This window comes from Blastococcus sp. CT_GayMR16 (assembly GCF_004570875.1).
GTDB lineage: Bacteria > Actinomycetota > Actinomycetes > Mycobacteriales > Geodermatophilaceae > Blastococcus_B.
Window position 1 is genome coordinate 276,121 of the sequence record NZ_SPQK01000001.1, and the last position, 14,155, is coordinate 290,275.

The following is a 14,155-nucleotide window of genomic DNA, read 5'->3' on the forward strand; positions in this document are numbered from 1 at the left end:
CTCCTCGTGGGGGCGGTGGGGTGGGTGGACCTACCGCGTGTGGCCGTTGCCGGTCACGACATAGGTGGTGGAGGTCAGCTCCGGCAGGCCCAGCGGGCCGCGGGCGTGCAGCTTCTGGGTAGAGATCCCGATCTCGGCGCCGAAGCCGAACTCGCCCCCGTCGGTGAAGCGGGTCGAGGCGTTGACCAGCACGGCGGCGGCGTCCACCCCGGCCGTGAAGTCGGCGATGGCGGCAGCGGAGTCGGACACGATCGCCTCGCTGTGGCCGCTCCCCCAGCGCGCGATGTGGTGCACGGCGGCGGGCAGGTCGTCGACCACCCGCACGGCCATGTCCATCGACAGGTACTCGGTCGCCCAGTCCTCGTCGGTCGCCGGGACGACGGCGTCGTGCGCAGCCTGGGCAGCGTCGTCCCCGTGCAACGTGACCCCCGCGTCGGCGAGCGCCGCCAGCAGGCGCGGCAGGAACGGGACGTCGCGGTGCACGAGCAGCGTCTCGGCGGAGTTGCAGACGCTCACCCGGTGGGTCTTGGAGTTCAGCACGATCGCCTCGGCCATCGCCGGGTCGGCCGACGCGTCCACGTACACGTGGCAGTTGCCGACGCCGGTCTCGATCACCGGCACCGTGGATTCGCGCACGACGCGCTCGATCAGGGACGCGCCACCCCGCGGGATGACCACGTCGACCCTGCCGCGGGCGTTCAGCAGCTCGCCGACGGATGCCCGGTCGGCGGGCAGCAGCTCGACGAAGCCCTCCGGGAGCCCCGCCTTGGTGCCTGCCTCGGTCAGGACGGCGACCAGCGCGGTGTTGGTGCCGAACGCCGACGCCGAGCCGCGCAGCAGCGCCGCGTTGCCGCTCTTGAGGCAGAGCCCGGCGGCGTCCACGGTCACGTTCGGACGGGCCTCGTAGACGATGCCGACCACGCCGAGAGGCACCCGCACCTGGCGCAGCTGCAGCCCGTTGGGCAGGCGCGATCCGCGGACGACGTCGCCGACCGGGTCGGGCAGGGCGATCAGCTCACGCAGGGCACCTGCGACCCCGGCCACCCGGACGGCGTCGAGGCGGAGCCGGTCGAGGACCGACTCGGGTGTGCCCGCAGCGGCGGCGGCGTCGACGTCCACGGCGTTGGCCGCGAGCACCTCGTCCGTTCGCTCCACCAGCGCGTCGGCCATGGCCGCGAGAGCGGCGTCCTTGACGTCGGTCGGGAGGGTGCGCAGCACCCGGGCGGCCGCCCGCGCACGCAGCGCGGCGGCACCGATCAGCGGCAGGTCGACGGCGTCGGACACGGTCGCGAGGGTACGCGGGAGCGCCGGGAGACGGTCATGAGCGAGCGAGCCGGTGCCGGAGCCCGTTGCGGACGGCGGGCCACTCGGAGTCGACGATCGAGAACACGACGGTGTCGCGCAGCGAGCCGTCCGGCATCCGCCGGTGGTTGCGCAGCACGCCGTCCTGCTTGGCGCCCAGCCGGGTGATCGCGGCGCGCGACTGCTGGTTGTGCCAGTGCGTGCGGAACTCGACCGCCCGGCAGCCGAGCACCTCGAAGGCATGGGTGAGCAGCAGCAGCTTGCTCGCGGCGTTGACGCCGGTGCGCTGGGCGGAGGCGGCGGTCCACGTGTAGCCGATCTCGACCCGCGGCACCGTGGCCTCCGCATTGCAGTAGGTCGTGGCACCGACCACCTTCCCGTCGCCGGCCCGGCGGACGACGAACGGCAGCATGCTCCCGGCCGCCTGCATGGCCAGCCGGGCGTCGATGTCGGCAGCCATCGTCTGCGGCGAGGGCACCGAGGTGTACCAGAGTTCCCAGAGGCGCCCGTCCGAGGCGGCTGACACCAGTTCGTCGTGGTGGTCGGGGTGCAGGGGCTCGAGGGTGACGACGTCGCCGGCCAGCGTCACCGGTTCCAGGAAGGCCACGTCAGCGTGCCCGCAGCGCCCGCAGCGCGGACTTGCGTGCCTCGCCGGTGAGCCGGTCGAGGAACACCTTGCCGTCGAGGTGGTCGACCTCGTGCTGCAGGCAGCGCGCCATCAGCCCGTCGCCCTCCAGCCGCAGGGGCTTCCCGTCGACGTCGAAGCCCTCGACCACCGCGTGCTGCGCCCGCACGGTGGGCGCCCAGATGCCGGGCACCGACAGGCAGCCCTCGTCGCCGTCCTGGACCTCCTCGGACAGCTCGACGACCACCGGGTTCACCATGTGGCCGATGACGCCGTCGATGTTGTAGGAGAAGACCCGCGCGCTCACGCCGATCTGCGGAGCCGCGAGCCCGGCCCGGCCGGGGTGGTCGACGGTCTCCACCAGGTCACGGACGAGGGCGGCCAGCCAGCCGTCGAAGGCCTTCACCTCGTCGGAGGGGGTGCGCAGCACCGGGTCGCCGAGTTCGCGGATGGGACGGATCGTCACGCCGCGCAGTCTCTCAGGAGACGGTTCGGCGCCCGACCAGCACCATCTCGTCGCGGTGCACCACCTCGCGGCGGTACTCCGGGGCGAGGTCTCCGGTCTTGCAACCGAGCAGCGCGGGAAGCTCCCGGGCGTCGTAGGCGACCAGCCCACGGGCGACGACGACACCGTCGGGCCCCACGAGCTCTACCGGGTCGTCGGCCAGGAAGTCGCCGGAGACGCCGGTGATCCCGGCCGCCAGCAGCGAGGCGTGCCGCTCCAGGACGGCGCGGACCGCGCCCGCGTCGAGGATCAGCCTTCCCCGCGGGCGGCTCGCGTACCGCAGCCAGAACTGGCGGGCGCCGGGACGGCGGCCCATCGGGGTGAACAAGGTGCCGACCTGCTCGCCGGCCAGCGCGGCCGCCGCCTGCGCCGTCGAGGTGACCACGACCGGCACACCGGCGTGCGCCGCGATGAGGGCGGCCTCGACCTTGGTCGCCATGCCGCCGGTGCCGACGCCGTTGCGCTTGGCCGAGCCGAGGGTCACCCCGGCGAGCTCGGCGGCGTCGGAGACGGTGTCGATCAACTGGGCGGGCCCGGACCGTGGGTCGCCGTCGTACACACCGTCGACGTCGGACAGCAGCACGAGCAGGTCGGCCTGCGCGACGTGGGCGACGAGGGCGGCGAGGCGGTCGTTGTCGCCGAACCGGATCTCCTCGGTGGCGACCGTGTCGTTCTCGTTGACGATCGGCAGCGCGCCGAGGGCCAGCAGCCGCTCGACCGTCTGATGGGCGTTGCGGTAGTGGCTCCGGCGGGTGAGGTCGTCGGCGGTCAGCAGCACCTGGCCGACGGTGATCCCGTGCCGGGCGAAGGCGTCGGAGTAGGTCTGCACCAGCCGCAGCTGGCCGACGCTGGCCGCCGCCTGCGCGGTGGCCAGGTCGCGCGGTCGGCCGGTGACCCCCAGGGGGGCGAGGCCGGCCGCGATCGCGCCGGAGGAGACGAGGACGACCTCACGGCCGGCGGCGCGGACGGCGCCCAGGACGTCGACCAGCGCCGACAGCCGAGCGGCGTCCAGCCCGCCGGGCAGTGTCGTCAACGAGGACGAGCCGACCTTGACCACGACCCGCCGGGCCCCGGCGATGGTGGGGCGGGCAGCGGGCGTCACGACTCTTCGTCCAGCAGGTCCGGCGGCAGATCGTCGTCGGTCCAGAACTCCTCGCTGAGCTCGTAGGGCACCCGCCGGGCCTTCTTGGCGGCCAGCCGCTCCTCCGCGCGCACCCGGTGCGGCGCGTCGATCCGGCTGTCGGTGCCGCGACCGCCGAGGCCTGCGGACTCCTCGACGGTGAGCGTCCCGGCCGGCAGGGTCGGCACCCAGTCGAAGGTGACGCCGCCGATGGTGACCGCGTCGCCCTCGACGGCACCGGCCTTGGCCAGCTGCTCCTCGACACCGAGCCGGTTGAGCCGGTCGGCGAGGAAGCCGACCGCCTCGTCGTTGGTGAAGTCGGTCTGCCGGACCCATCGCTCGGGCCGGACGCCGTGCACGACGAACGCTCTGTCGTCTCCCGAACCCTCCCACTCCGGGTCGCGCTCGACCGTGAAGCCGGTGTCGTCCACCGACCGGGGCACGATGGTGACCCGGGCCGGCTCCATCGCGGGCAGGCTCGCGCGGTGCGCCTCGACGGCTGCGGCCAGGGCGTAGCCGAACTCGGTCAGCCCCTCACCGGTCGCCGCGCTCACCGCGTAGACGTCGAGGCCACGCTTCTCCAGCGAGGCGCGCACCAGGTCGACGAGCTCCCGCGCGTCCGGGACGTCGATCTTGTTCAGGACGGCGATCCGCAGCCGGCCGACCAGGTCGAGCTCCTCGCCGCCGTACTCGGCCAGTTCGTGCTCGAGGGCCTCGATGTCGCTCTCGGGATCGCGGCCGGGCTCCATGGTGGCCATGTCGACGACGTGCACCAGGACGGCGCAGCGCTCGACGTGCCGGAGGAACTGCACCCCCAGGCCCTTGCCGGTGGACGCGCCCGGGATCAGGCCCGGGACGTCGGCCATCGTGTAGGTCGTGTCGCCCGAGCGGATCACGCCGAGGTTGGGCACCAGCGTGGTGAACGGGTAGTCGGCGATCTTCGGCCGGGCCGCGGACATCGCGGCGACCAGCGAGGACTTGCCCGCCGAGGGGAACCCCACGAGGCCGACGTCGGCGATGCTCTTGAGCTCGATGACGGCGTCGAAGGACTCGCCCTCCTCACCGAGGAGAGCGAAGCCGGGTGCCTTGCGGCGGGAGTTGGCCAGCGCGGCGTTGCCGAGCCCGCCCTTGCCGCCCTTGGCGAGCACCACGCGGGTGCCCGCTCCGACGAGGTCGGCGATGACCCGCCCGTCGGGGGTGCTGACCACGGTGCCGGCGGGCACGCGCAGGACCTTCTCCTCGCCGCGGGCACCGTGCCGGTTGCTGCCCTCGCCGGGCTGGCCGTTGCCGGCCTTCTGGTGCGGGCGGTGGTGGAAGTCCAGCAGCGTGTGCACGCTGGGATCGACCTCGAGGACGATGTCGCCCCCGTCGCCGCCGTTGCCCCCGTCGGGGCCGCCGAGCGGCTTGAACTTCTCGCGGTGCACCGAGGACACGCCGTGTCCGCCGTTGCCGGCGGCCACGTGCACGGTCACTCTATCGACGAAAGCGGCCATCTCCGCCGCCCCCTACCTGCTAAGCGCCGCGAGCGCACGGGCCCAGGGCCCGTGCGCTCGTCGACGGAACGTTGTTTGTGGCCCCGTCCCGGGCACCGCCCCTAGCTTGCGAAGGGTGGGGAGGACGGGGTCCTTTCACTCGACGGCGGTGATGGAGATCGTCTTGCGTCCCCGTCGCGTGCCGAACGTGACCGAACCCGGCTCGAGCGCGAACAGCGTGTCGTCGCTGCCGCGACCGACGCCGAGACCCGGGTGGAAGTGGGTCCCGCGCTGACGCACGATGATCTCGCCCGCCTTGACGACCTGACCGCCGAAGCGCTTCACGCCGAGGCGCTGAGCGTTGGAGTCGCGACCGTTGCGGGACGACGAGGCGCCCTTCTTGTGTGCCATGTCGGCGTCAGCCCTTCGAGATGTCGCGGACCACGACGCTGGTCAGGGGCTGACGGTGCCCCTGCCGCTTGTGGTAGCCGGTCTTGTTCTTGAACTTGTGGATGTGGATCTTCGGGCCCTTGCCGTGCTCGACGATCTCACCGGTCACGGTCACCTTGGCCAGGGCCGCTGCGTCGCTGGTGACGGTGTCGCCGTCGACCAGCAGGATCGCCGGGAGGGCGACGCTGTCGCCCGCCGCGCCCTGCAGGCGGTTGATCGTGAACGTGTCGCCCACGGCCACCTTGTGCTGGCTGCCACCGGCCTTCACCACTGCGTACACCACTGACTCCTCGTTCGCTTCTTCTTGTCTCGCGCGCAGACCGAGCGATCGCCGGGTGCTGGACGGGCTGCGGACGCCTGACCCGGCGGCACCCGAAGGCCCCCGCGCGGTGGCGGTGCAACCCGGCCAGCGTACCCGAGCGGCGCACGGCCGGTCGACACGGGCTGGTCGGCCCCTCCTGGTTCGGGGAGGGGGTCTGTCTCAGGAGACGGGCGGTCCGGCCGGTCGGCTGGCGGCCCGGCGACGCCGGGGTCGGGCCGGGGCCGCAGCCTCGGCCGGCTCGCTGTCGTCCGTCGGCTGCCCGTCCACCGAGGGCACCGTCTCCGCGAGGGCGGGGACGATCTCGACGGCGTTGCTCACCGCCGGCGCCTCCTCGACCGCTCCGTCGCCGGAAGCAACCGGCTCAGGGGCGGGGGCAGGCTCGACAGCGGGCTCGGCCTCGGTCGCGGGCTCGGTCGCGCCGAGTTCCTCGGTGTCGGGCTCGACGTCGGTCTGGACGCCCGCGAGGACGGCGGCGTCCTCCGCCGCGCGGTCCTCACCGGACTGGCCCCGGTTGCGCCGGCCGCGGTTGCGGCGGCTCCCCGTGCGGGTGCCGTCGGCGGGCTCGCCGTCGCCGGCGACCGGCTCGGCGGCAGCGGTCTCCTCGGCCGGGGCCTCGTCGGCGTCTTTGCTCCCGGCGTCCCTGCTCCCCGCCTCCTTGACGTCCCGCGGGCCGCCACGACGGTTGGGGCTGCCGCCGTTCCCGCCGCCGCCGTTGCCACCACCGTTGCCGCTACCGCTGCGGCGCTTCTCGTCGACCGGGTCGACCGAGACGATCACGCCCCGGCCACGGCAGTGCTCGCACGGCTCGGAGAAGACCTCGAGCAGGCCCTGACCGACCCGCTTGCGGGTCATCTGGACCAGACCGAGCGAGGTGACCTCGGCGACCTGGTGCTTGGTGCGGTCGCGGCCCAGGCACTCGGTGAGCCGCCGCAGCACGAGGTCGCGATTGCTCTCGAGCACCATGTCGATGAAGTCGATGACGATGATGCCGCCGATGTCGCGCAGCCGGAGCTGGCGGACGATCTCCTCCGCGGCCTCCATGTTGTTGCGCGTGACGGTCTGCTCGAGGTTGCCGCCCGAGCCGACGAACTTGCCGGTGTTGACGTCGACGACGGTCATCGCCTCGGTGCGGTCGATCACCAGCGAGCCACCCGAGGGCAGCCACACCTTGCGGTCGAGGGCCTTCATCAGCTGCTCGTCGATGCGCAGGTCGTGGAAGACGTCGCCCTCGCCGGTGTAGCGCGACAGCCGGCCGGTCAACTCCGGGGAGACGTGCGCGACGTAGGCCTCGACGGTGTCCCAGGCGTCGTCGCCCTGGACGACGAGCCCCTTGAAGTCCTCGTTGAAGACGTCGCGGATGACCCGGATCGCGAGGTCGGGCTCGCCGTAGAGCAGCGTCGGCGCGTTCGACGTCGACTCGGCCTTCTTCTGGATGACGTCCCACTGCGCGGTCAACCGGTTGACGTCGCGGGTGAGCTCCTCCTCCGAGGCCCCCTCCGCGGCGGTCCGAATGATGACGCCGGCGTCCTCGGGGACGATCTTCTTGAGGATGTCCTTGAGGCGGGTGCGCTCGGTGTCGGGGAGCTTCCGGCTGATGCCCGTCATCGAGCCGCCGGGCACGTAGACCAGGAAGCGGCCGGGCAGGTTGATCTGCTGGGTGAGGCGGGCGCCCTTGTGTCCGATCGGGTCCTTGGTGACCTGCACCAGCACCTTGTCGCCGGACTTCAGCGCCGTCTCGATGGAGCGCTGCTTGCCCGAGAGGCCCGCGGCGTCCCAGTTGACCTCACCGGCGTAGAGGACGGCGTTGCGCCCCTTGCCGATGTCGACGAACGCCGCCTCCATGCTCGGCAGCACGTTCTGCACGCGGCCGAGGTACACGTTGCCGGCGAACGAGGTCGCCTGAGCCTGGGTCACGTAGTGCTCGACCAGGACGTCGTCCTCGAGGACGGCGATCTGCGTGCGCTCGCCGCGCTGGCGGATGACCATCTTGCGGTCGACCGCCTCGCGGCGGGCGAGGAACTCGCTCTCGGTCAGGATCGGCGCGCGGCGGCGTCCGGTGTCCCGGCCGTCGCGGCGGCGCTGGCGCTTGGCCTCGAGACGGGTGGAGCCGGCGACACCGCGCACGTCGTCGTCGCTGGTGGTCCGACCGTTGCGCCCGGCCCGCTCGGGACGGTCGTCGTCGTCGGACTCCTCGACGCGGTCCTCGCCGCCACCGGTGCCGCTGCGACGCCGGCGGCGACGGCGGCGACGCGTGCTCGAGCCGCCCTCGCCCTCGACCTCGTCGGTGTCGGCCTCGCCGCCGTCCTCGGCCGTCTCGTCCTCGTCGTCGGACTCGACCTCGCCGGCCTCGTCCTCGTCACCCTCGACGGCGTCCTCGCCGGTGCGGCCACGGCCACGTCCGCGACGTCCACGACGACGGCGCCGGCTGCCCGTGCCGCCCTCGTCGCGGTCCTCGGCGTCGTCCTGCTCGTCGGTCACGTCCTCGACGTCGGTGTCCTCGACCGCGTCGACGGTCTCGACGACCTCGACCGGCTCGGCCGTGCGCCGGCGGGAGCGGCTCCGGCGGGGAGGAGCGGCGTCCTCGGTGTCGGTGTCGGCCGCGGCGGCCGGCTCCTCGGCGACCTCGGCAGCCGGCGCCTCGGCGGCCTTGCGGCTGCGCCGGCGCGGCGGCGGGGCGTCGGTCTCCGACGGCGCGACGAAGCTGATGAAGGCGGGCACCGCCGGCGCCGGGGCGGGAGCCTCGACGGAGTCGGGGTCGGCGGCGATCACCGAGCGGGTGGCGCGGCGGCGCGGGCGGGCGACCACCGCGGTCGGCTCCGGAGAGCTGAACGGTGCAGCGAAGCGCGGCAGCTCCGGCTCGGGATCGCCGGGGCTCTCCTCGAGGGTGGCCTCTGCAGAGTCGGCCGGATCCGCCGGATCTGCCGGATCCGCCGGATCGGCCGGGTCCGCGGGACCGGCCGGGTCCGCGGGATCGGCCGGGTCCGCGGGGTCCGCCGGATCGGCGGGGTCCGCCGGATCGGCCGGGTCGCCCGGGTCCGCGGGGACCGCGGAGTCCTCCGACACGGCAGGGGCTTCGATCACCTCGTCGTCTGGGCGGGCCTGATCGGTGGTGTCGGTGCTGGTGTTCTCGGTATCGGCCACGAGGGCTCGTCTCCTCATGCACTCCCGGGCGCCGATCGGATGACTGGCGGCCGCGCAGGAGCACGGGTTGGGCGGGACGGGCCGCCGCGCGGGGTACGGCGGTTGTGGCTCGTCCTGCGGAAGTCTGGAACCGGCCATCGCGCGGTGGTTGCCGCGGCGGTGACCGGACTGCTGGTGGTGCGGTGATGCCGTGCTGGTCTGTCGGTCGTGCGGTGGTCTCAGTGGCCGGGCCCGGGTTCGGGCCGGTCGGGGTGCGTCACGTCTGGCAGCCGTGCCGCTGGCGTCGTGCGGCCCCGGGGATCCACCGGTCAGATCGCCGCGTGCTCCTCGCGATGGAGGATGCGCGCCGTGCGGTCCGGACCGAGCGGATCGGCCACGGTTCCGCTGTCGTCTAGCCGGCCCTGCGCCTCACGCACGGCCCGGGCGGGCAACGGCGGGTGCAGGTCGGCGACGGCAGCCAGAGCAGCCAACACGTCGTCTGGTCGTACAGCGGGCGTCAGCTGCCGGACGACCATGTGCAGTATGGCACAACCAGTTCCTTCGGCCGCCGACGCGCTGGTCACCGCCTCGCGTGCATCGATGTCCTTCAGGCCGTTCTTGGTGCGCTTCGCGACCGTGACCTCGTCGGCCGCCAGGAACGCCGCGACAGCGGGCTGCAGCTCGGCGAGGGTGACCCCGGGCAGCTCGACCCGCCAGACCGAGGTGTCGATCCGGTCGGCGAGCGAGCCGGTCCCCTCCCTCGCCTCGACGCAGTCCAGGACGGCGACGTCCTCGGGCAGCGCAGCGTCCAGAGCGGCCCGCACGGCCTCGGGGTCGCACCGGACGGAGAGGCCGATCTCGAGGTACTCCGCCTCGCTCGCCGCACCGGTGGGAGCGGCGCCGAGGTAGGAGATCTTGGGGTGGGGGCTGAAGCCGGCCGAGAACGCCATCGGCACCGAGGCCCGGCGCAGGGCCCGCTCGAGCGTGCGCGCCAGGTCGCGGTGCGAGGCGAACCGCAGCCGGCCCCGCTTCGCGTAGCGGATGCGCAGCTTCTGGACGGTCGGCGGCGGGGGCGGACCCTCGGGCTGACGGGCCATCAGACGACGGTGAGCGGGATCAGACTGCGCCCGGTGGGGCCGATCTGGATCTCGGTGCCCATCGTCGGGCAGACGCCGCAGTCGTAGCAGGGGGTCCACCGGCAGTCGGCGACCTCCTCCTCGTTGAGCGCCTCCTGCCAGTCGTCCCAGAGGAACTCCTTGTCCAGGCCGGAGTCCAGGTGGTCCCAGGGCAGGACCTCGTGCTCCGTGCGCTCGCGGGTGGTGAACCAGTCGAGGTCCACGCCGAAGGGGGCGAGCTCCTCGGCGGCCGCCGTCGTCCAGCGGTCGAAGGAGAAGTGCTCGCTCCAGCCGTCGAACTTGCCGCCCTCGCGCCAGACCCGCTCGATGACCCGGCCGACGCGGCGGTCGCCCCGGGACAGCAGTCCTTCGATCACGCCGGGCTTGCCGTCGTGGTAGCGGATGCCGATCGAGCGGCCGATGCGGCGGTCCTCGTTGATCTTCTGCCGCAGGAGCCGCAGCCGGTGGTCGATCGTCTCGGCGCTGGCCTGGGCCGCCCACTGGAACGGTGTGTGCGGCTTGGGCACGAAACCGCCGATCGACACCGTGCAGCGGATGTCCTTCTGCCCGCTGGCCTCGCGGCCGGCCTTGATCACCTCGACGGCCAGGTCGGCGATCTCCAGGACGTCCTCGTCGGTCTCGGTGGGCAGACCGCACATGAAGTAGAGCTTCACCTGGCGCCAGCCGTTGGCGTACGCCGTCGTCACCGTGCGGACGAGGTCCTCCTTGGACACCGTCTTGTTGATCACCCGGCGGATCCGCTCGCTGCCGCCCTCGGGGGCGAAGGTCAGGCCGCTGCGCCGTCCGTTGCGGGACAGCTCGTTGGCCAGGGTGACGTTGAAGGCGTCGACCCGGGTGCTGGGCAGGCTGAGGCTGGTGTTGGTGCCCTCGTAGCGGTCGGCGAGCTCCTTGGCCAGCTGGCCGATCTCGGAGTGGTCGGCGCTGGAGAGGCTGAGGAGCCCGACCTCCTCGTAGCCGGTCGCCTTGAGGCCCTGCTCGACCATCGAGCCGATGCCGGTGATCGTCCGCTCGCGCACCGGACGGGTGATCATCCCGGCCTGGCAGAAGCGGCAGCCGCGGGTGCAGCCGCGGAAGATCTCGACGCTCATCCGCTCGTGGACGCTCTCGGCGAGCGGGACGATCGGGGTCTTCGGGTACGGCCACTCGTCGAGGTCCATGACGGTGCGCTTGCCGATCCGCGCGGGGACGTCGTCCCGGGTGCGCTGGACCGCCGCGATGGTGCCATCGGGCCCGTAGGAGACCGCGTAGAAGCGCGGGACGTAGACGCCGTCGACGCGGGCCAGGCGGGACAGCAGCTCGACGCGGCCGCCGGGCCTGCCCTGCTCCTTCCACGCGCGGACGACGTCGGTGATGTCGCCGACGACCTGCTCGCCGTCCCCGAGGACGGCGCAGTCGACGAAGTCGGAGACCGGCTCCGGGTTGAACGCGGCGTGCCCGCCGGCGACGACGACCGGGTGCGACTCGTCGCGGTCCACCGCGTGCAGCGGGACGCCGGCGAGGTCGAGGGCCTCGAGCAGGTTCGTGTAGCCGAGCTCGGTGGCGAAGCTGACGCCCAGCAGGTCGAAGTCGGCGACCGATCGGTGCCCGTCGACGGTGAACTGCGGGACGCCGTTCTCGCGCATGAGAGCGGCCAGGTCGGGCCAGACGGCGTAGGTGCGCTCGGCCAGGGCGTCCGGCCGCTCGTTGAGGACCTCGTAGAGGATCATGAGGCCCTGGTTGGGGAGCCCCACCTCATAGGCGTCGGGATACATCAGCGCCCAGTGGACGGCGGCGCCGTCCCACGGCTTGACCTGCGCGTTCAGCTCACCGCCGACGTACTGGATCGGCTTCTGGATCTGAGCCAGCAGGGGCTCGAGGCGGGGATAGAGAGTCTCACCAGTCATGACCGGTCCAGGGTAGCCGCCGCCTCAGGAGCCGCCGTTCCCCGTCGACACCGCGAGAATGCGCCGGGCCAGGCGACGCTCGGCGCCGGCCCCTCCCAGCGAGGCACCGACGCCCTCCGGACCGAAGAGGCTGCCGAAGACCGCCAGCACGCCGACACCGAGGACCCCTCCCCCGGCCCGCTCCCGCACGGACGACGGACGACCGTGGATACGGAGCGTCTCCCTCGCCCAGGCCCGCGCCAGGTCGGCGACGTACGGGTCCGGGTGTCGATGCCCTCGGCGCGTGGCACGCCGGACCTCGCGCCGTCCCCGGACGCCGAGCTCCCGCCACTCCTGGAGCGGGAGGACGACGCGACGTATCACGGGGGCCTCAGCCCAGGTCGGGGAAGAACAGGCCGATCTCGCGCGCGGCGGACTCGGGCGAGTCCGAGCCGTGGACGATGTTGTTCTGCACCTCGAGGGCGAAGTCGCCGCGGATGGTGCCGGGGGCGGCCTTCACCGGGTCGGTGGCGCCGGCGAGGGCGCGGAACGCCTCGATCGCGCGCGGGCCCTCGACGACCAGGGCCATCAGCGGGCCGCTGGTGATGAACTCGACCAGCGAGCCGAAGAACGGCCGCTCGCTGTGCTCGGCGTAGTGGGTCTCGGCCACCTCGGCGGTCAGCGTGCGGAGCTCAGCGGCCACGAGGCGAAGGCCCTTGCGCTCCAGCCGGGTGATCACCTCGCCGACGAGTCCACGGGCGACGCCGTCGGGCTTGACGAGGACGAGAGTGCGTTCGGTCACGGCGCCGGAGCCTACGGGGGCGCGGATCGGACGGGTCCGGCGGGAGCGCCGGACCCGTCCTCGCGATCAGCGGGAGGCGCCTTCGGTCATGGGCACCGGGACGTCGCCGGCGGCGACCACGTTCGGCTCCGGCTCGGACAGGTCGGCCTCGAACGCGGCGACCTCCGTCTCCGCGTCGGTCGCCGGCCAGCCGATGCTCGGGCCGTGGCCGCGGAAGTTCTCCAGCCACCACGCCCAGTCGCTGGGGACCAGGCCGAACGGGCTGGGGTGGTCGAGCTCGCGGGCGGCCCAGACCGGCCAGTGCGGGTTGGGTAGCGCGGGGCGGCCGAGCAGGACGACGTCGACATCGCCCGACCGGACCGCGGCGTCGGCGTTCTGCGGGACGCCGAGGTTCCAGCTCGTTGCCACGGGGATCCCGACCTCACGCTTGATCCGGCCGGCCTTGGCCACCCAGGCGCTGACGTCGTTCCAGAACGGGTCGACCATGTCGTCGGTGTTGCCGCCGAAGCTGACGTCGGCGAGGTCGAGGCCGTGGTCCTTCATCCAGCCGATCGCCGTGACGGACTCCTCGAACTGGGTGCCCTGCGGGTGGAAGTCGTCGGAGCCCAGCCGCATGGTCAGCGGCAGGTGCTCGGGCCACACGGCGCGCACGGCGTCCAGGGCCTCGAGCAGGAAGCGGGCGCGGTTCTCGAGGCTCCCGCCGTACTCGTCGTGGCGCTGGTTGGCCAGCGGCGAGAAGAAGCTGGAGCCGAGGTAGCCGTGGGCGAAGTGCATCTCCAGCCACTCGTATCCGGCTTCGGCAGCGCGGACGGCGGCGTCGGCGTAGCTCTGGTGCACCGCCTTGATCTCGTCGACGGTCATCGGGTGCACGGGGTACGGACGCTTCGGAGCGCCGTAGGGGATGTTCGAGGGCCCGACGACCTGCCAGCCCGTCGGCTGGTCGGGGGCGATCTGGCCCCAGCCCGCCCACGGCGGCTCCTCGCTCCCGTTGCGGCCGGTGTGCCCGAGCTGGATGCCGGCGACGCCGCCCATCTTCTTGATCATCGAGGTCACGCGGGCATGGCCCTCGACCTGGGCGTCGTCGTAGATGCCGGCGCAATGGACGCTGGTGCGGCCCTCCGGGACGATCGCGATCTGCTCGGGGAAGACGAGGCCGAAGCCGCCGGCCGCCCGCGCCCCGAGGTACATCAGGTGGTAGTCGTCCAGGCGCCCGTCGGTCGACCGGTACATCGTCATCGGGCTCATCCCGATGCGGTTGCGCAGGGTGACGCCCTTCAGGGTGAACTCGCTGAACAGGTGTGACATGGGCTTCTCCCGGGGGCGTGAGCAGGTGGGTCCCTGCAGTGAACGTCGCGGATGAGGAGCGCGAATTTCGCTGTCGCTGACTTCTCGTTCCGTTCCGCTCACCGCCGGCCCCGAGCTCGGGTGATGCCGCGGAA

The 14,155-nt window shown here is 72.9% G+C and carries 13 protein-coding genes; all 13 read right to left on the reverse strand.

Going from position 1 to position 14,155, the window contains the following annotated elements; translation table 11 throughout:
* Positions 1-30: 30 nt before the first annotated feature.
* The 13 genes from E4P38_RS01380 to E4P38_RS01440 all read right to left on the reverse strand — a co-directional run bounded on the left by E4P38_RS01380 (position 31) and on the right by E4P38_RS01440 (position 14,021).
* Positions 31-1,284 (reverse strand): glutamate-5-semialdehyde dehydrogenase, encoded by a 1,254-nt coding sequence (locus tag E4P38_RS01380; protein ID WP_209308869.1) that lies wholly within the window; start codon positions 1,282-1,284, stop codon positions 31-33.
* 34 nt (positions 1,285-1,318) lie between these two features.
* Positions 1,319-1,909: a GNAT family protein gene (locus E4P38_RS01385; protein ID WP_135129914.1), complete on the reverse strand. Its 591-nt coding sequence runs from the start codon at positions 1,907-1,909 to the stop codon at positions 1,319-1,321.
* A 1-nt stretch (position 1,910) separates the two neighbouring features.
* Positions 1,911-2,393 (reverse strand): peptide deformylase, encoded by a 483-nt coding sequence (def, locus tag E4P38_RS01390; RefSeq protein WP_135129915.1) that lies wholly within the window; start codon positions 2,391-2,393, stop codon positions 1,911-1,913.
* A gap of 13 nt (positions 2,394-2,406) precedes the next feature.
* Positions 2,407-3,534 (reverse strand): glutamate 5-kinase, encoded by a 1,128-nt coding sequence (gene proB / locus E4P38_RS01395; protein ID WP_245160722.1) that lies wholly within the window; start codon positions 3,532-3,534, stop codon positions 2,407-2,409.
* Positions 3,531-5,045, reverse strand: coding sequence for a GTPase ObgE (gene obgE / locus E4P38_RS01400; protein WP_135129916.1), 1,515 nt, complete (start codon positions 5,043-5,045; stop codon positions 3,531-3,533). The genes proB and obgE overlap by 4 nt, the downstream gene beginning before the upstream one ends.
* 135 nt (positions 5,046-5,180) lie before the next feature.
* Positions 5,181-5,435: a 50S ribosomal protein L27 gene (gene rpmA, locus E4P38_RS01405; protein ID WP_135129917.1), complete on the reverse strand. Its 255-nt coding sequence runs from the start codon at positions 5,433-5,435 to the stop codon at positions 5,181-5,183.
* A gap of 7 nt (positions 5,436-5,442) precedes the next feature.
* On the reverse strand, positions 5,443-5,754 hold the full coding sequence (gene rplU, locus E4P38_RS01410) for a 50S ribosomal protein L21 (protein ID WP_135129918.1): 312 nt from the start codon (positions 5,752-5,754) through the stop codon (positions 5,443-5,445).
* 201 nt (positions 5,755-5,955) lie between these two features.
* Positions 5,956-8,937: an Rne/Rng family ribonuclease gene (locus tag E4P38_RS23725; RefSeq protein WP_280791035.1), complete on the reverse strand. Its 2,982-nt coding sequence runs from the start codon at positions 8,935-8,937 to the stop codon at positions 5,956-5,958.
* 308 nt (positions 8,938-9,245) lie between these two features.
* The gene (locus E4P38_RS01420; protein ID WP_135129920.1) at positions 9,246-10,013 is read right to left on the reverse strand and encodes a TIGR03936 family radical SAM-associated protein; all 768 of its coding nucleotides are present in this window, start codon (positions 10,011-10,013) and stop codon (positions 9,246-9,248) included.
* On the reverse strand, positions 10,013-11,935 hold the full coding sequence (locus E4P38_RS01425) for a TIGR03960 family B12-binding radical SAM protein (protein ID WP_135129921.1): 1,923 nt from the start codon (positions 11,933-11,935) through the stop codon (positions 10,013-10,015). Before E4P38_RS01425 ends, E4P38_RS01420 begins: the two co-directional genes overlap by 1 nt.
* 24 nt (positions 11,936-11,959) lie before the next feature.
* Complete coding sequence (locus tag E4P38_RS01430) at positions 11,960-12,298, reverse strand: hypothetical protein (protein ID WP_135129922.1); 339 nt, start codon at positions 12,296-12,298, stop codon at positions 11,960-11,962.
* A gap of 7 nt (positions 12,299-12,305) precedes the next feature.
* Positions 12,306-12,716: a nucleoside-diphosphate kinase gene (gene ndk / locus E4P38_RS01435; RefSeq protein ID WP_135129923.1), complete on the reverse strand. Its 411-nt coding sequence runs from the start codon at positions 12,714-12,716 to the stop codon at positions 12,306-12,308.
* 66 nt (positions 12,717-12,782) lie between these two features.
* Positions 12,783-14,021: an NADH:flavin oxidoreductase/NADH oxidase gene (locus tag E4P38_RS01440; protein ID WP_135129924.1), complete on the reverse strand. Its 1,239-nt coding sequence runs from the start codon at positions 14,019-14,021 to the stop codon at positions 12,783-12,785.
* Between the last annotated feature and the right edge of the window lie 134 nt (positions 14,022-14,155).